Source organism: Ligilactobacillus faecis (assembly GCF_029889745.1).
In the GTDB taxonomy this organism is placed as follows: domain Bacteria; phylum Bacillota; class Bacilli; order Lactobacillales; family Lactobacillaceae; genus Ligilactobacillus; species Ligilactobacillus faecis.
Genome location: NZ_CP123639.1, coordinates 1,015,561 through 1,028,884 on the forward strand (window position 1 = coordinate 1,015,561; position 13,324 = coordinate 1,028,884).

Annotated in this window: 15 protein-coding genes; 13 read left to right on the forward strand and 2 right to left on the reverse strand. The window is 40.8% G+C overall.

The window, feature by feature from the left end; translation table 11 throughout:
- Positions 1–43: 43 nt before the first annotated feature.
- Together QFX10_RS04815 and QFX10_RS04820 are read right to left on the reverse strand one after the other, a co-directional pair.
- Positions 44–979 carry an alpha/beta hydrolase gene (locus QFX10_RS04815; RefSeq protein WP_280607072.1) on the reverse strand — a complete coding sequence of 312 codons (936 nt, stop codon included), beginning with the start codon at positions 977–979 and terminating at the stop codon, positions 44–46.
- A 61-nt stretch (positions 980–1,040) separates the two neighbouring features.
- Entirely contained in the window at positions 1,041–1,871 is an 831-nt protein-coding gene (locus QFX10_RS04820) for a DegV family protein (protein WP_280607073.1), read from the reverse strand.
- Between the two features lie 151 nt (positions 1,872–2,022).
- Here QFX10_RS04820 and QFX10_RS04825 point away from each other — a divergent pair, with 151 nt between their 5' ends.
- The 13 genes from QFX10_RS04825 to QFX10_RS04885 all read left to right on the forward strand — a co-directional run bounded on the left by QFX10_RS04825 (position 2,023) and on the right by QFX10_RS04885 (position 13,232).
- A complete protein-coding gene (locus tag QFX10_RS04825) occupies positions 2,023–2,532 on the forward strand; it encodes a DUF1836 domain-containing protein (protein WP_280607074.1) in 510 nt (169 codons plus the stop codon).
- Positions 2,533–2,543: 11 nt separating this feature from the next.
- Positions 2,544–3,446 carry an ABC transporter ATP-binding protein gene (locus QFX10_RS04830; RefSeq protein ID WP_280607075.1) on the forward strand — a complete coding sequence of 301 codons (903 nt, stop codon included), beginning with the start codon at positions 2,544–2,546 and terminating at the stop codon, positions 3,444–3,446.
- The gene (locus QFX10_RS04835; RefSeq protein ID WP_280607076.1) at positions 3,439–4,692 is read left to right on the forward strand and encodes an ABC transporter permease; all 1,254 of its coding nucleotides are present in this window, start codon (positions 3,439–3,441) and stop codon (positions 4,690–4,692) included. The genes QFX10_RS04830 and QFX10_RS04835 overlap by 8 nt, the downstream gene beginning before the upstream one ends.
- A gap of 74 nt (positions 4,693–4,766) precedes the next feature.
- Positions 4,767–5,018 (forward strand): hypothetical protein, encoded by a 252-nt coding sequence (locus QFX10_RS04840; RefSeq protein ID WP_280607077.1) that lies wholly within the window; start codon positions 4,767–4,769, stop codon positions 5,016–5,018.
- An 8-nt stretch (positions 5,019–5,026) separates the two neighbouring features.
- Positions 5,027–6,415: a TrkH family potassium uptake protein gene (locus QFX10_RS04845; protein WP_280607078.1), complete on the forward strand. Its 1,389-nt coding sequence runs from the start codon at positions 5,027–5,029 to the stop codon at positions 6,413–6,415.
- A 148-nt stretch (positions 6,416–6,563) separates the two neighbouring features.
- The gene (locus QFX10_RS04850; protein WP_280607079.1) at positions 6,564–7,331 is read left to right on the forward strand and encodes an AzlC family ABC transporter permease; all 768 of its coding nucleotides are present in this window, start codon (positions 6,564–6,566) and stop codon (positions 7,329–7,331) included.
- Positions 7,332–7,334: 3 nt separating this feature from the next.
- Positions 7,335–7,676: an AzlD domain-containing protein gene (locus tag QFX10_RS04855; RefSeq protein WP_280607080.1), complete on the forward strand. Its 342-nt coding sequence runs from the start codon at positions 7,335–7,337 to the stop codon at positions 7,674–7,676.
- A 62-nt stretch (positions 7,677–7,738) separates the two neighbouring features.
- On the forward strand, positions 7,739–8,539 hold the full coding sequence (locus QFX10_RS04860; protein ID WP_280607081.1) for a tetratricopeptide repeat protein: 801 nt from the start codon (positions 7,739–7,741) through the stop codon (positions 8,537–8,539).
- A 221-nt stretch (positions 8,540–8,760) separates the two neighbouring features.
- Positions 8,761–10,209 (forward strand): PTS sugar transporter subunit IIC, encoded by a 1,449-nt coding sequence (locus QFX10_RS04865; protein ID WP_280607082.1) that lies wholly within the window; start codon positions 8,761–8,763, stop codon positions 10,207–10,209.
- 14 nt (positions 10,210–10,223) lie between these two features.
- The gene (locus tag QFX10_RS04870) at positions 10,224–10,541 is read left to right on the forward strand and encodes a PTS sugar transporter subunit IIB (RefSeq protein ID WP_280607083.1); all 318 of its coding nucleotides are present in this window, start codon (positions 10,224–10,226) and stop codon (positions 10,539–10,541) included.
- A gap of 17 nt (positions 10,542–10,558) precedes the next feature.
- Positions 10,559–10,882, forward strand: coding sequence for a PTS sugar transporter subunit IIA (locus QFX10_RS04875; protein ID WP_280607084.1), 324 nt, complete (start codon positions 10,559–10,561; stop codon positions 10,880–10,882).
- 81 nt (positions 10,883–10,963) lie between these two features.
- Positions 10,964–11,839: an ROK family protein gene (locus QFX10_RS04880; protein WP_280607085.1), complete on the forward strand. Its 876-nt coding sequence runs from the start codon at positions 10,964–10,966 to the stop codon at positions 11,837–11,839.
- 1 nt (position 11,840) lies between these two features.
- Positions 11,841–13,232: a glycoside hydrolase family 1 protein gene (locus QFX10_RS04885; RefSeq protein WP_280607086.1), complete on the forward strand. Its 1,392-nt coding sequence runs from the start codon at positions 11,841–11,843 to the stop codon at positions 13,230–13,232.
- Positions 13,233–13,324 lie beyond the last annotated feature (92 nt).

Below are 13,324 nucleotides of genomic sequence, written 5' to 3' on the forward strand. Positions count from 1 at the left end.
AAAGAGGTCAGCGTGTGACGCGACCTCTTTTTTGTATGCAAAATTATTTTAGGTATTTAGCCATGAAATCGCCAACGCGTTTCGTATATGCGCTTGGATCTTCATAGTAAGACATACCGTGGGCTGCTCCTTTGACGACCCAGAGCTCTTTTGTGCTTTTATTGGCTTGGTAATTTTCATAGACCATCTCGCTTGGCACAAAACGATCTTTTGAACCGTGGATGAAAAGGGTAGGTAGTTTATTTTTGGCCAATTGTTTTGTCGTATCACCGTCTTTGAAATCAAAACCGATAAATGGGCGCGCCAACCAGCTTGCAGTTGTCAAGATCGGTTCTTTTGGAAGCCCAAATTGAGCTGAAAGTTGCTCACCTAATTCAGCTTTGATCGAAGAATAGCCACAATCTTCGACGATCGCTTTGACTTGCGAAGGTAATTTTTCACCGCTGAGCATCATGACTGTTGCCCCGCCCATGCTGACGCCAAAGAGTCCGATCTCTGAGTCAGAGCCATTTTTTTGGATGACTTGGGTGAGCCATTTTTGATAGTCTAAACGGTCAAGCCAGCCAAAAGTGATATATTTTCCTTCACTTTTACCGGCGGCACGATCATCAGGGGCAAGGACGTTATAACCGAGATCATGAAACATGCGAATATAACTTGCCATCCGTAAGTTATTTTCTCGGTAGCCGTGAGCAATGACGATCGTTTTTAACGTTTGCTTTTGAGCAGGTAAATACAAAGCTTTGAGTTCTAATTTACCGTCAGCTGAACGTTCCTGCCAAGTTTGGGTCTTTTGCGTCTTGAGCCATTTTTGATCAGCTGTCAAAAGTTTCGCCTTTTTAGGCGCTGAGGCTCCAAGAGTAGCTGAATCACGCACAAAAGCATAATTGACTAGGTAGGCATTACCCCCCAGATAGATCAGTGCTAAAAGTGCTCCGAGAATCAATAATAATTTCTTTTTGTTGAATTTCTTTTTCATCACTAAAAAGTTAGCTTAACAAAATGCTAACGAATGCGCCTCTTTCTTCGTAGGTATTTTGTCACAAGCATTCAAAACCGACCATCAGACCACCTTGTTCGGCATAGTAACTACAGATCCCACGGGTCTTAGTCAAAGTGATCTGTGCTTTAGGGTGTTGCGCTTTGATCTTTTCAGCCAGTAGTTTAGCGCCTGCTTCGTTCAAACAGTGGGCGATACAAACTTTTCCTTCGGTAAACCCACTGGCTCCCATTTCATTTAAGATCAATGACAAGGCTTTAGCTTGGCCACGCGCTTTTCCAAGCGGAGTCAATTTTCCATCTGTGTCAGTCCCAACGATCCGAAGTTTCAATAAATTTGCGACTTTTGCCGTTGCGCGACTGACCCGTCCGTTATTGACAAGATTGGTCAACGATTCAAGGGAAAAGATCAGTTTTGTTTTTGTCAAATAAAGCGTAAGAGCTTGTTTGATCCCGTCAAATGAGACCCCTTCATTGATCAAAGTAACTGCTTTATGTATCAGAAGTTCCATTCGTGGCCCCGCTGAGGTGCTATCTAAAACAAAGATCTTAGCTTCAGGATGGTCTTCTAAGTAAAGTTCGCGTGCTTGGACAGCTGCTGAGTAACTACCTGAGAGTGCTCCAGTGATCGTAAAAACGATGACGATATCGGCACCTGCGTAGGCGCGCATCCACTGATCGATGTTAGGACAAGCAGTACTACTCTTTGTTGTTAATTGACTCAGGTCAGTGATCATTTGGGTGACATCTAAAAAACGATCATCGCGATACTCTTTTTTATCTGCCATGATCGTGATCGGGACGTTTTCAAAAGTGACACCTGGTAAGTCAGTTAAGTTAGCACCAGAATCAGTAACGATCTTGTAGTTCATTAAGAACCTCCTTAATATTGAATATCTTTTTAGCGGTTTTTGAAAAACTTGTGGTATATTGAGTATAAACAGATAAATTCTTTTTGTAAAGTTAAAACTAGCTCGCAGTTTTAAATTAAGTTATAATTAAAAATGTGAAAGGAATATGATAATGGCGACTGAAATGCAAAAAAGGTTACAGGAAACGATCAAAGATTTTTCTTTACCAACGTTTGAGGAGATCCCGACAGTAGGACTTTATCTAGAACAAACATCGAATTTTATCAATAGTTATTTAGAGGAATTATTAGGGACCAAACTGACTCCTTCAATGATCAGTAATTATGTCAAAAAAAATTTGATCGCTCGCCCAGAAAAAAAGTTATATTCGCGCGAACAACTCGCATATCTATTTTTCATTGCTCTAGCTAAAACAGTCTTACCGCTAGATGATCTTAAACTCCTTGTTAAAGTTCAGCAAGAATCATATGCGACAGAAGTAGCTTACCGTTATTTTTGTGAAGAATTGAAACAAACTTTAACAGCAGTTTTTGAACATAAAGCTTTAGAGCTGACGACGGCTGATCAACCTGAGCAAAAGATCATGTTGTCAAATATCATTATTACAGTCGCACATAAGATCTATTTGGAAAAGTATTTCGCTGTTTTACAAGATAAATAAGGGGGTAGGGTATGTTAGAAGTAAAGCGACTCAACAAAAGCTTTGGCCAGATGCAAGCTGTCAATGATCTATCTTTTCAGATCGAAGATGGACAGATCTTAGGATTGATCGGACAAAATGGTGCAGGCAAAACGACGACTTTTAGAATGATCTTAGGTCTGATGCAAGCTGATCAAGGTGAAGTCTTATGGAATGGAGAACCGATCGGACCAAAGCATCAAAATTTGATCGGGTATTTACCTGAGGAGCGTGGACTTTATCCTAAAGAAACAGTCGAGCATCAGATCATTTATTTTGGGAATTTACGGGGAATACCAGCCTCAGAACTCAAACAAGAAGTGGATGTATGGTTAGAAAAGTTTGCCGTGAAAGGTAAAAAGAGTGACAAGATCAAATCACTTTCAAAAGGAAACCAACAAAAAGTTCAATTGATCACGACCTTGATCCATCGACCTAAACTTGTCATCTTAGATGAACCGTTCAGTGGACTTGATCCCTTGAACGCAGACATTATGAAACAAGCGATCCTAGAGCTCAAAAAAGCTGGAGCGTGTGTGATCTTTTCTAGTCATAATATGGCCAATGTGGAAGAGCTTTGTGATCAATTATTGATGATCAAAGATGGAAAAGAAGTTTTAGCCGGAACGGTGACTGATATCCGTGAATCTTTTGGACGGATCAAAGTCTTCTTAGAAGCGCAAGTGACGCTTGCCGAGCTGGAAGCTTTACCATATGTCGAAAAGGTCAAAGAAAAACAAAAACTCTTTGAAGTGACTTTGACGACACCAGAAGCAGGAAAAGAACTTTTTAAGTTTGCGCTAAAAGATGATTATATCGCAACTTTTAGTCAGCAACCGCTCTCATTAGAAGAGATCTTCAAACTAAAAGCAGGGCAGGTGAAAAGAGATGAGTAAGTTTTGGATCATTGCCAAAGACGTTTATTTTAAAACGATCAAGACCCCTTCATTTATCATCGGGATCTTTTTACCCTTTATCGTAGTTTTAGGGGGGATCTTTTTTGCAAATTTCGCCAAAGAAGACCAAAGTTTGCAAAAAATTGGTGTTTATACTAAAGAACCGGCTTTGACGCAAGCACTTGTCGCACAAAAACAAGCTCAAGTTCGCTATCGCCCACTATCGTCGTTAAAAGAGGCCAAATCCCAGCTCAAAGCAGAAAAGATCGACTATTACTTAGTAGTTGAGCAAAAAGGTGTCCAATTGACGAGTACGGTCTATGGGAAAGATATCCCGGGAAATAATTTAAAGCAAAAGCTCACCCAAACGGTAACCAATGTGCAGTTAGGCTTAAAAGCAAACGCTTATCAGCTCACACCAAAGCAGATCGAGACTCTCGTTGAACCAGCGCAACTAACGCCTAAAAAAGTTGATTTTGAGGCAGATGGGCAAGTTCAGATCAAAGATGATACTTCAGATATTGAGTTTATGATCGCGTATGTTGCTTGTATTTTTACTTTCTTTTTAGTGATGACGTATGCTAGTATCATCGCACAAGAGATCGCAAGTGAAAAAGGGATGCGGATCATGGAAGTCATTTTGTCAAGTACGAGTGCTAAGACGCATTTTTATGGGAAATTAGCTGGTGTGATCTTGGCGACACTCACGCAATTATTTTTAATGGGACTTTTACTCGTTGGGACTAAATTTGCTTTTCAAAATGATGAAAATGTCAAGGGTCTATTTAAAATGGTCGATCTTGATCAAGTCTCCAGTAGTTATTTAGTCTTCTTATTGCTCTTTATTATTGGTGGTTGCTTGCTTTATGCTGTTTTGGCTGCTTTATGCGGTTCTTTAGTCAACCGGGCAGAAGACGCCCCTAAAGCAGTAGCGCCAGTCAGTTATTTGTTACTGATCGCGTATATTTTAGGCTTAGTGATGGCAGTTAATGATCCCAATAATATTTTAGTGACGGTGACGAGTTACCTGCCATTTTTCTCGACCTTTATCATGCCTGTTCTCTTAGCTAAAGGTCTAGCAACGACTTTGAGTGCAGTGCTCTCGCTTGTGATCTTAGGTGGCTCGCTAGTTGTCTTAGCCGTTCTTTCGGCTAAGATGTATAAAGCTAATGTTTTAGTCTATGATCAACGAGGAATTTGGTCAGCTCTCAAGAAATCGGTCGTTTTGTTACGAAAAGGTGTTTAGCTAAAAAACTGGTCATTTAATTGGCCAGTTTTTGCGTTATAATTGAATTACAAAAGTACAAGGGGGATCAAAAGATGGAACGTAAACGTAATGTACGTCGCAAAGAAGAAAAGAAGATCGAGATCAGTAGTGCTGGAAAACCTTTCGTTAAGGGGACTCATGTTGCCTTTTCTTATCATCGGCACCATTTTAAAGGGACCATCGAAAAGCAATTGCGAAATTCAGCGATCATCGTCTTTGATCCCGAATACGAAATGACTAATACTGCGATCGATCTTAAGCAACGGATCGTGATCAGTTATACTAAAATGAAAGCGATCAAGTGATAAGAAGTATGTTTTATAAGCTAAAAAAGAAAATCGGGATGAAATATCGAGAGGCGACTCCGATCCAATTATTGGTCGCTTACTATGCGATCGCAACGCTAGTGACATTTTTTTTACTATGTTTACCAGTTTTTAAATTACCCGATGCCCCAAAGACAACGCTTTTAGATGACCTTTTTATGGCGATCTCAACGATCAGTGTGACAGGCTTGACGACTTTTCCGATCGATCAAGTTTATAACCAATACGGGGTGATCTTACTGGAAGTCTTGTTCCAAGTTGGGGGCTTTGGGGTTACGATGTTAGCGACTGTTGCGATGGTCTTGACTGGAAGACGCATCGGTCTGCATCAACGGCAACTGATCCAATTTGATATGAATCAGCCACGTTTGAGTGGGATGGTCAAATTGGTGACGTCTGTCTTTGGACTGATGCTGATGGTCCAACTTATCTTTGGGATCTTATTTTCACTTTATTTTGCGTGGAACGAGGTCTATCCAACTTTTAGCGAAGATCTATTTCATGGGATGTATATCTCAGTTAGCGCAGTTACCAATGCTGGGTTTGATGTGACTGGGGATTCGATCATTCCGTTTCGTAACGATCATCTTTTCTTATTGATCATTATGGTCTTGATCGTGATCGGCAGTATCGGTTATCCTGTGTTGACTGAGATCGAAGCTTGGCTCGTTTATAAATTTAAGTATCCTGGACGCCGAAAATTTCGTTTTTCGCTCTTTTGTAAACTAGCTGTCTTTTTTGCAGTTATTTTTACAGTGGTGGGAACGGTCTTGCTTTATCTTTCTGAAAATGAAGGCTTCAAGTTGCGCGCAGATAGTTTGAGCAACTTTATGTCAGCAATGTTTTATAGTGTTTCAGCGCGTAATGCCGGACTGCAGATCAATAGTATGAATGATTTTAATCATACGACGTTATTGATGTTAGCTTTACTGATGTTTATCGGTGCTAGTCCAAGTTCAGTCGGTGGCGGAGTCCGAACAACAACGATCGGGATCTTTATTTTATATCTTTATTCATTTATTCGCGGGCGTAATAATATCAATATCTTTAATCGACGGATCAGTCAAGGTGATGTGCAAAAAGCGATCGTTGTCGTAAGTTTATCGACTCTTCTATGCGTCTGTGCGGTCTTTATCTTATCAGTCACAGAAGATGCTCCGCTGTTAGCACTTGTCTTTGAAGTCGCTTCGGCGTTTGGAACGACAGGTCTTTCGCTTGGGATCACAGAAAGCCTTTCAACTTTAGGAAAGATCGTGATCATGGTCTTGATGTTTGTCGGACGGATCGGGATGCTATATACGCTGATGTTTTTCATTCGCAAGCGTGACCGCGATCTTAGCTATAAGCTTCCGACAGAGAAGATCATCATTGGTTGATCTTTTTAGGGAAGGTTTTTTGTCTGATACTGGTGTGGTATAATCGAGAATGCAGGAAGTTTTTTGACCAGTGTGCACTTAAAATAAGTGGATACGTTTCAAATATTTTTACGGTCAGGGGACCGGATTCTTTAATGGAGGCTTTTTTGTGGAAAAAGAGAAACCACGTTGGCGCGAGGTCTTTGATATCTCGCTCCCTTTATGTCTTAGTTATATCCCGATCGGACTAGCCTGTGGTGTTTTGTTACACGCCGCTGGTTTTAATTGGCTCATGACAACATTAGTTTCATTATTAGTCTTTTCAGGAGGAGCGCAGTTTATGATCGCATCGATGTTAGTTGCCAATGCACCGATGCATACGATCTTGATCATGTTATTTTTCTTAGAATTGCGGTATGCCTTACTTGGTTCAAGTCTGTCGCAGTATATGCGGGGGACTAGCAAGAAATTTTTATATCTCTTTGCCGCTTCTTTGAATGATGAAAACTATGCAGTCAACTATTTGAAATCTGCGACTGATAAAGCATGGACCCCTAAAGATGCTCTACTTGTTGAACATTATTCGCTTTTATTTTGGACAGGGGCCAACTTGATCGGAAGCTTGATCGGAAATATGATCACCATCAATTTAGATATCGTTGATTTTGCATTAACAGCACTTTTCCTTTATATGATCGTGATGCAAGTCAAGAATGTTTTGACGATCGTGATCAGCTTTTTAGCGGCGGTGTTAGCGATCATTGCGATGGTCTTGATCAAGAGTACGATGGGACTTGTTGTTGCGACGTTACTTGCTTCTTTGATCGGCTTTATGATCGAAGACTATTTGGTCAAGCATGGACGTGAAAAAGGCTTTTTACTAAAGAAGATCAAGCCTAAAGCAAGTCGAAAAGTTATCAGCAAGTCGGGGGAATAGCTTATGAGTATGTCTAATATGGATCATTTGATCTTGATTTTATTATCCATGGTAGTTGCCTATTTACCACGCTTTATTCCTTTGCGGATCTTTTCGACACGGCAGATCCCACAGTGGTTCAATGAATGGATGAAATATGTGCCAGTCTCTTTATTTACGGCACTTGTTGTTAAAGATGTTTTTATCGATACCAAGGATTACACCTTTGTTGGCCTTGGATATATGGCAAAGATCTTTGCAGCGATCTGTGTGATCGTTGTCGCTTACCGCTCACGTTCGATGGGGCTTTCCGTTGTTTTGGGCTTAGTGGCAGTCGCGATCTTGGCCTTATTTATGCCAGTATAGTTTCATGACCGTTGCCACTTAAGGTAATGGTCTTTTTTAGCTAAAGAAAAGAGGGGTCAGTGATGAAAAGATGGATCTGGTGGAGTATCGTTGGCGTGATCGTAGCAGTCTGCTTTATCGGTTTTGGTCTAACTAAAAAAGTTGAGACTGATAAGATCTACCAAAATGCCTTCGATTCAGGTCAAAGCTATTTAAATGATGGGAATTATCGCGATGCTAAGATCGCTTTTCAAGATGCGCTCAAAAAGCGGCCTAACGATCAAAAGGCTACAGCTCATTTGAAACAAGTCACGCTTTACGAACAAGGACTCGCACAGATCGATCAAAGAGCCTATACGAAAGCTAAGGCGACGTTCAATAAGACAGAACAAGTCAAAGACGGTTCACCACTTTTGAATAAACGGGCGATCGAAAAACAAGTCGAGTTAAAAGAAGTCAGTGTTCAGCGCGCGAATTTTGCTAAAGCTTATAAAAAAGCAGCCTCGTTGACTAAAAATTATGAATATACTTCGTCAAACACTCAATTAGCGGTGATCTTAGGTTATAGCGGGATCGAGCAAACGTATTATGAAGATATCTTCCAAAAAGCCCAAGCATTGAAAAAAGAAAATGATGCCCAGTTGAGACGGTTAGGATATACTGTCAAAAGCCCAGATGACCGTTCTGAAAGTGCAGAACAAAGCGCGACGAAGTTAGCTCGTCAAAATAAGATCTCAAAAGCTCAGATCAGACAAGCTAAACAAGAACTTGAGCAAAGTGGATTAGATATCAGTGATTTAGACGATAAACAGATCATCAAATTGATCATTCAAGCCAAAAGTGAAAAGAAAAGTATTCAAGCGATCGCTGAAGAATATAAATAAAGTATTTGATCTAGTACGATCAGATGCTTTATTTTTTTGTTTTTTATTTTTGTATATACTTTTGATACATATGAGTTGACCAATTTAAACATTTAATATATACTAACAATTGTAAAAAAAGTTAAGCGTTTACAATAGATGTAAAAGTATAGTCATTTTTGTGAGATATTCATATTTTTTGTAAACGGTTAAACAAAATTATAAAATGGAGGAAATGGGTCATGGTAGAACAAAAGAAAGGCAGAGTCGGAGCGTTTATCAACGCTAAGGTCCTGCCTCCGATCATGAAATTTGTCAATACAAAAGCTATTGTTGCTTTAAAAGACGGGATGGTCTATGCTTTGCCCTTCATCATCATCGGTTCGATCTTTTTGATCTTGAATTCGTTCCCGATCCCGGCTGTCCAAGAATGGTTCAAAGATATCGGCTGGTCAGTTTTTTTCAATCAAGCTTACCAAACGACTTTTGCGATCATTTCGATCTGGACAGTCATCGGGATCGCCTATGTTTATGCCCGCAATGAAAAACAAGAAGCCTTGCCGTGTGGATTGACTGCGCTATCAGTGTTTTTACTCTTGCAAAACTTAGTCGTCAATAGTCCCCTAGTTTCGGCGATGGGAAAAGATGGTGCGGGGATCACAAATGCAGCTGGAAAAGTTGTTTACACTGGCACTCAACTTGCTGATCAGATCGATAAACTCCCGCAGATCGTGCAAAACTATTTGACTTCACCAGTCACGGGGGCGATCAATATGACATGGTTAGGCGGTCAAGGGATGATCGCTGCGATCATCGTCGGTTTATTAGTTGGTTGGAGTTATACGGCGATGGCCAAAGCTGGTTGGAAGATCACCTTACCAGAACAAGTTCCAGCTAACGTGGCTAACCAATTTTCAGCGATGATCCCTTCGGGTGTGATCATCACCGTTTCAATGTTAGTCTACGCTTTCTTTGCTAAAGTCTTTGAGACTGATATGTTACAGTGGATCTACGATGTCTTACAAGCGCCGTTGCAAGGGCTTTCAGATTCGCTGGGAGGTGCTTTAGTTTTAGCATTTATGGTCGTCTTCTTCTGGTTCTTTGGGGTCCACGGTGGTTTGATCATGGGTGGTATCGGAGGAGCCTTTTTGATCCCAAATACTGCTGATAATGCAGCTTTATTAGCTAAAGGTGAATTGACGATGCAAAATGGTGCACATATCGTAACAAATGAATTTTACAACAACTTTATCAATTTGACGGGTTCTGGGATCACGATCGGCCTATTAGTTTTCACACTAGTGGCAGCTAAGTCGGTCCAATTCAGATCATTAGGAAAAGTTGAAGCTGTTCCTGGGTTATTCAATATCAACGAACCATTTCTCTTTGGGATCCCGTTAGTGATGAATCCTTGGCTTGCGATCCCATTTTTCATGACACCTGTGATCGTGGCACTCTCAACGTATCTGGTGATCTACTTTGGCCTTGTCCCACCAACTGGGGCGGCAGCTCCATGGACGACGCCACCGATCATCTCTGGCTTCTTGATCGGCGGTTGGAAAATGGCTTTATGGCAAGCGATCGTTTTATGTATCTCGGTCGTGCTTTACTGGCCATTTGCGAAAAAATATGATAACTATCTTTGCGAGCAAGAAGCTGCTGCGCAAATGAATGAAGAAAATAAAGAATAAAGGATGGATCGATCATGTCTGAAAAAATTATTATGTTAGCCTGCTCAGCAGGGATGTCAACTTCGATGTTAGTACAAAAAATGCAAGAAGCTGCGAAAGAAAATGGAAAAGACTATGAGATCTTTGCCCGTTCAGTGGCTGAGATCGATCATCAATTTGAGACTAATAAACCTGACGTTTTGATGCTTGGACCTCAAGTGGCTTATATGAAAGCTGATGTGCAAAAGAAATGTGATGATGCTGGAGTACCGATGGAAGTCATCAATATGTCAGATTACGGGATGATGAACGGAAAAAATGTTTTAGCCGAAGCTGAAAGGATCATGGGCTAAGAAAGGATACGATCAAGATGACAGATGAAAGAATGCAAGTCGTTATGGGCTTGATCATCGCTGGTGGCAATGCCAAAAACCATGCGATGGAGGCGATCACAGCCGCTAAACAAGGTGATTTTGAGTTAGCTGAAGAAAAGTTAAAAGAGGCTAATGAAGCCCTTGTCAACGCCCATAACGTACAAACTGAGATGTTGACTAAAGAAGCCCAAGGTGAGCATACTGAGATCGATCTCTATATGGTCCATGCTCAAGATCATTTGATGACAGGGATCACGTTTGTTGATCTTGCAAAAGAGATCATCGCAGTTTACCGCAATTTAGCAGAGATAAAAGCCTAAGGGTCTTAAGAGAGGCTAGAGAATTTGACTAGTCTCTTTTTTTTTAAAATAAAAGTATATACATTATCAGAGGTGAATATAATGCACGAGCTGATCGTGATCGATGTTGGAGGGACAACGATCAAATTTGGCGTGTTTCATCACGGGAAACTCTTTAAATTTGGAAGTGTACCGACGCCAGCTAAATTAGCTGATTTTTATGAAGTTTTGACAAAAAAAGTCAAAACTTTACAACAAAAATATCCCATTCAAGGGGTAGCTTTGAGTGTTCCTGGGGCAGTCAATAAGAAGACAGGTGTGATCGAAGGTGCCAGTGCGGTGCCCTATATCCATGACTTTGCGATCAAAGCTGAATTTGAAAAGCGTTTTGGCTTACCTGTCAGTTTAGAAAATGATGCAAATTGTGCCGCTTTAGCCGAGGCCAAGAGTGGTGCTGGTAAAGATCAGCAAAGTTTAGCTGTTTTAGTGATCGGGACTGGTGTTGGTGGAGCTTTTGTTTTGAATAAAAAGATCTGGCATGGAGCACATTTAGTCGGAGGTGAATTCGGTTATCTGCTGGCTACTGAAGAACTGACGCTTAGTATGGCAGCTTCACCTGTTAGCATGGCTAAACGTTATTTTGAAAAAACGGGAAGAAAAGTTACAGGTAAAGAAGTTTTTGCTTTAGCTAAACAAGGTGATGTAGACGCTCAAAAAGAAGTTGAGTTATGCATCAGTTCTTTAGCCAAGGTGATCTATGCACTCCAATATAGCCTTGATCCAGAGCTGTTTGTTCTTGGAGGGGCGATCTCCAATAACCCTGACTTGATCCCATTATTAGAGCAGAAATTGACGCAGCTCTTAGCTCAAGTCCAGATCGCAAAAGTCAGACCGCGCTTAGCACTGTGTACTTATCGGGAAGATGCAAATCTTTTAGGCGCAGCCTTTGATTTTGAACAAACAAATAGAGGTGAATGAAATGGTTGGATTTCCAAAAAATTTTGCTTGGGGAGCAGCGACTTCGGGCCCCCAATCAGAAGGTAATTTTAAGAAAAAGCATCAAAATGTCTTTGATTATTGGTATGCCAAAGATCCTAAGGCTTTTTATGCTGGTGTTGGACCAGATACAGCTTCCAATTTTTACAACGACTATCGTGAAGATATCCCGTTGATGCGGCAAGCTGGGATCAAAGTTTTACGCACTTCGATCCAGTGGAGTCGCTTGATCGCAGACTTTGAAAAATGTAGCGTCGATGAAGAGGCTGTAGCCTTTTATAACGATATGATCGATACGTTGCTTGAAAATGGGATCACGCCGTATCTCAATTTATGTCATTTTGATATGCCAGTCGAACTTCAACACAAATACGGTGGTTTTGAATCAAAACATGTAACTGATCTCTTTGCCGGGTATGCGAAACGATGTTTTGAATTGTTTGGGGATCGAGTCGATCATTGGTTCACTTTCAACGAACCAAAAGTGATCTTAGATGGCGGCTATCTTTATCAATTCCACTATCCGCTAAAAGTTGATGGACCGTTAGCTGTCCAAGTCGCTTATAACTTGAATCTCGCATCAGCCAAAGCGATCGCTGAATTTCGCAAGCTTTATGGAAATGATGGGACAAAAAAGATCGGAACGATCTTGAATTTGACACCCGCATACGCAGCAAGTGAGAGCAAAGCAGATCAAGCAGCGGCCGAGTTTGCTGAATTGTGGGCAAACAAAATGTTTTTAGATCCAGCTGTTTTAGGTGAATTTCCTAGTAAATTAGTTGAGATCTTAGAAAAAGATGGTGTTTTGTGGGAAGCTACACCAGAAGAACTTGCGTTGATCAAACAAGAGACAGTCGACTTGCTAGGGATCAACTTTTATCATCCGTTCCGAGTCAAAGCACCTGAAATTTCGGCTAAAAGTTTGCAAGATTGGATGCCAGATATTTACTTTGATGACTATGAGATGCCAGGACGGGTGATGAATGTTGATAAAGGCTGGGAGATCTATCCAGAGGCTTTGTATGATATTGCGCTAAATATTCGCGATAACTATCACAATATCGAGTGGTTCGTCTCTGAAAACGGAATGGGTGTTTCACGGGAAGAACGTTTCATGGATGAACATGGGATGGTCTGTGATGATTATCGGATCGAATTTTTAAAGGAGCATTTACGTGCGTTGCATCGAGGGATCACTGCTGGTTCAAATTGTCACGGTTACTTTGTCTGGACAGGGATCGATTGTTGGTCTTGGCAAAATGCTTATCGCAATCGCTACGGCTTGATCAGAGATGAGATCCATACTCAAACGAAAACTTTAAAAAAATCAGGCTATTGGTTTGCCAAAGTTAGTGCACAAAATGGATTTGAATAGGGAAAAAGACCACCGTCTAAGGATGAGGTGGTCTTTTTTGAATTGACTGCCAGATCGTGAAGAGGTTTTATTTATCTAGAAATAAAATAGTA

Bases quoted from the DNA above. Each gene is read 5' to 3' on its own strand.
- QFX10_RS04880 (WP_280607085.1), top strand. From the start codon at position 10,964: ATGCACGAGCTGATCGTGATCGATGTTGGAGGGACAACGATCAAATTT.
- QFX10_RS04855 (WP_280607080.1), top strand. From the start codon at position 7,335: ATGAGTATGTCTAATATGGATCATTTGATCTTGATTTTATTATCCATG.
- QFX10_RS04825 (WP_280607074.1), top strand. From the start codon at position 2,023: ATGGCGACTGAAATGCAAAAAAGGTTACAGGAAACGATCAAAGATTTT.
- QFX10_RS04885 (WP_280607086.1), top strand. From the start codon at position 11,841: ATGGTTGGATTTCCAAAAAATTTTGCTTGGGGAGCAGCGACTTCGGGC.
- QFX10_RS04840 (WP_280607077.1), top strand. From the start codon at position 4,767: ATGGAACGTAAACGTAATGTACGTCGCAAAGAAGAAAAGAAGATCGAG.
- QFX10_RS04860 (WP_280607081.1), top strand. From the start codon at position 7,739: ATGAAAAGATGGATCTGGTGGAGTATCGTTGGCGTGATCGTAGCAGTC.
- QFX10_RS04820 (WP_280607073.1), bottom strand. From the start codon at position 1,871: ATGAACTACAAGATCGTTACTGATTCTGGTGCTAACTTAACTGACTTA.
- QFX10_RS04875 (WP_280607084.1), top strand. From the start codon at position 10,559: ATGACAGATGAAAGAATGCAAGTCGTTATGGGCTTGATCATCGCTGGT.
- QFX10_RS04865 (WP_280607082.1), top strand. From the start codon at position 8,761: ATGGTAGAACAAAAGAAAGGCAGAGTCGGAGCGTTTATCAACGCTAAG.
- QFX10_RS04815 (WP_280607072.1), bottom strand. From the start codon at position 979: ATGAAAAAGAAATTCAACAAAAAGAAATTATTATTGATTCTCGGAGCA.
- QFX10_RS04835 (WP_280607076.1), top strand. From the start codon at position 3,439: ATGAGTAAGTTTTGGATCATTGCCAAAGACGTTTATTTTAAAACGATC.
- QFX10_RS04830 (WP_280607075.1), top strand. From the start codon at position 2,544: ATGTTAGAAGTAAAGCGACTCAACAAAAGCTTTGGCCAGATGCAAGCT.
- QFX10_RS04845 (WP_280607078.1), top strand. From the start codon at position 5,027: ATGTTTTATAAGCTAAAAAAGAAAATCGGGATGAAATATCGAGAGGCG.
- QFX10_RS04870 (WP_280607083.1), top strand. From the start codon at position 10,224: ATGTCTGAAAAAATTATTATGTTAGCCTGCTCAGCAGGGATGTCAACT.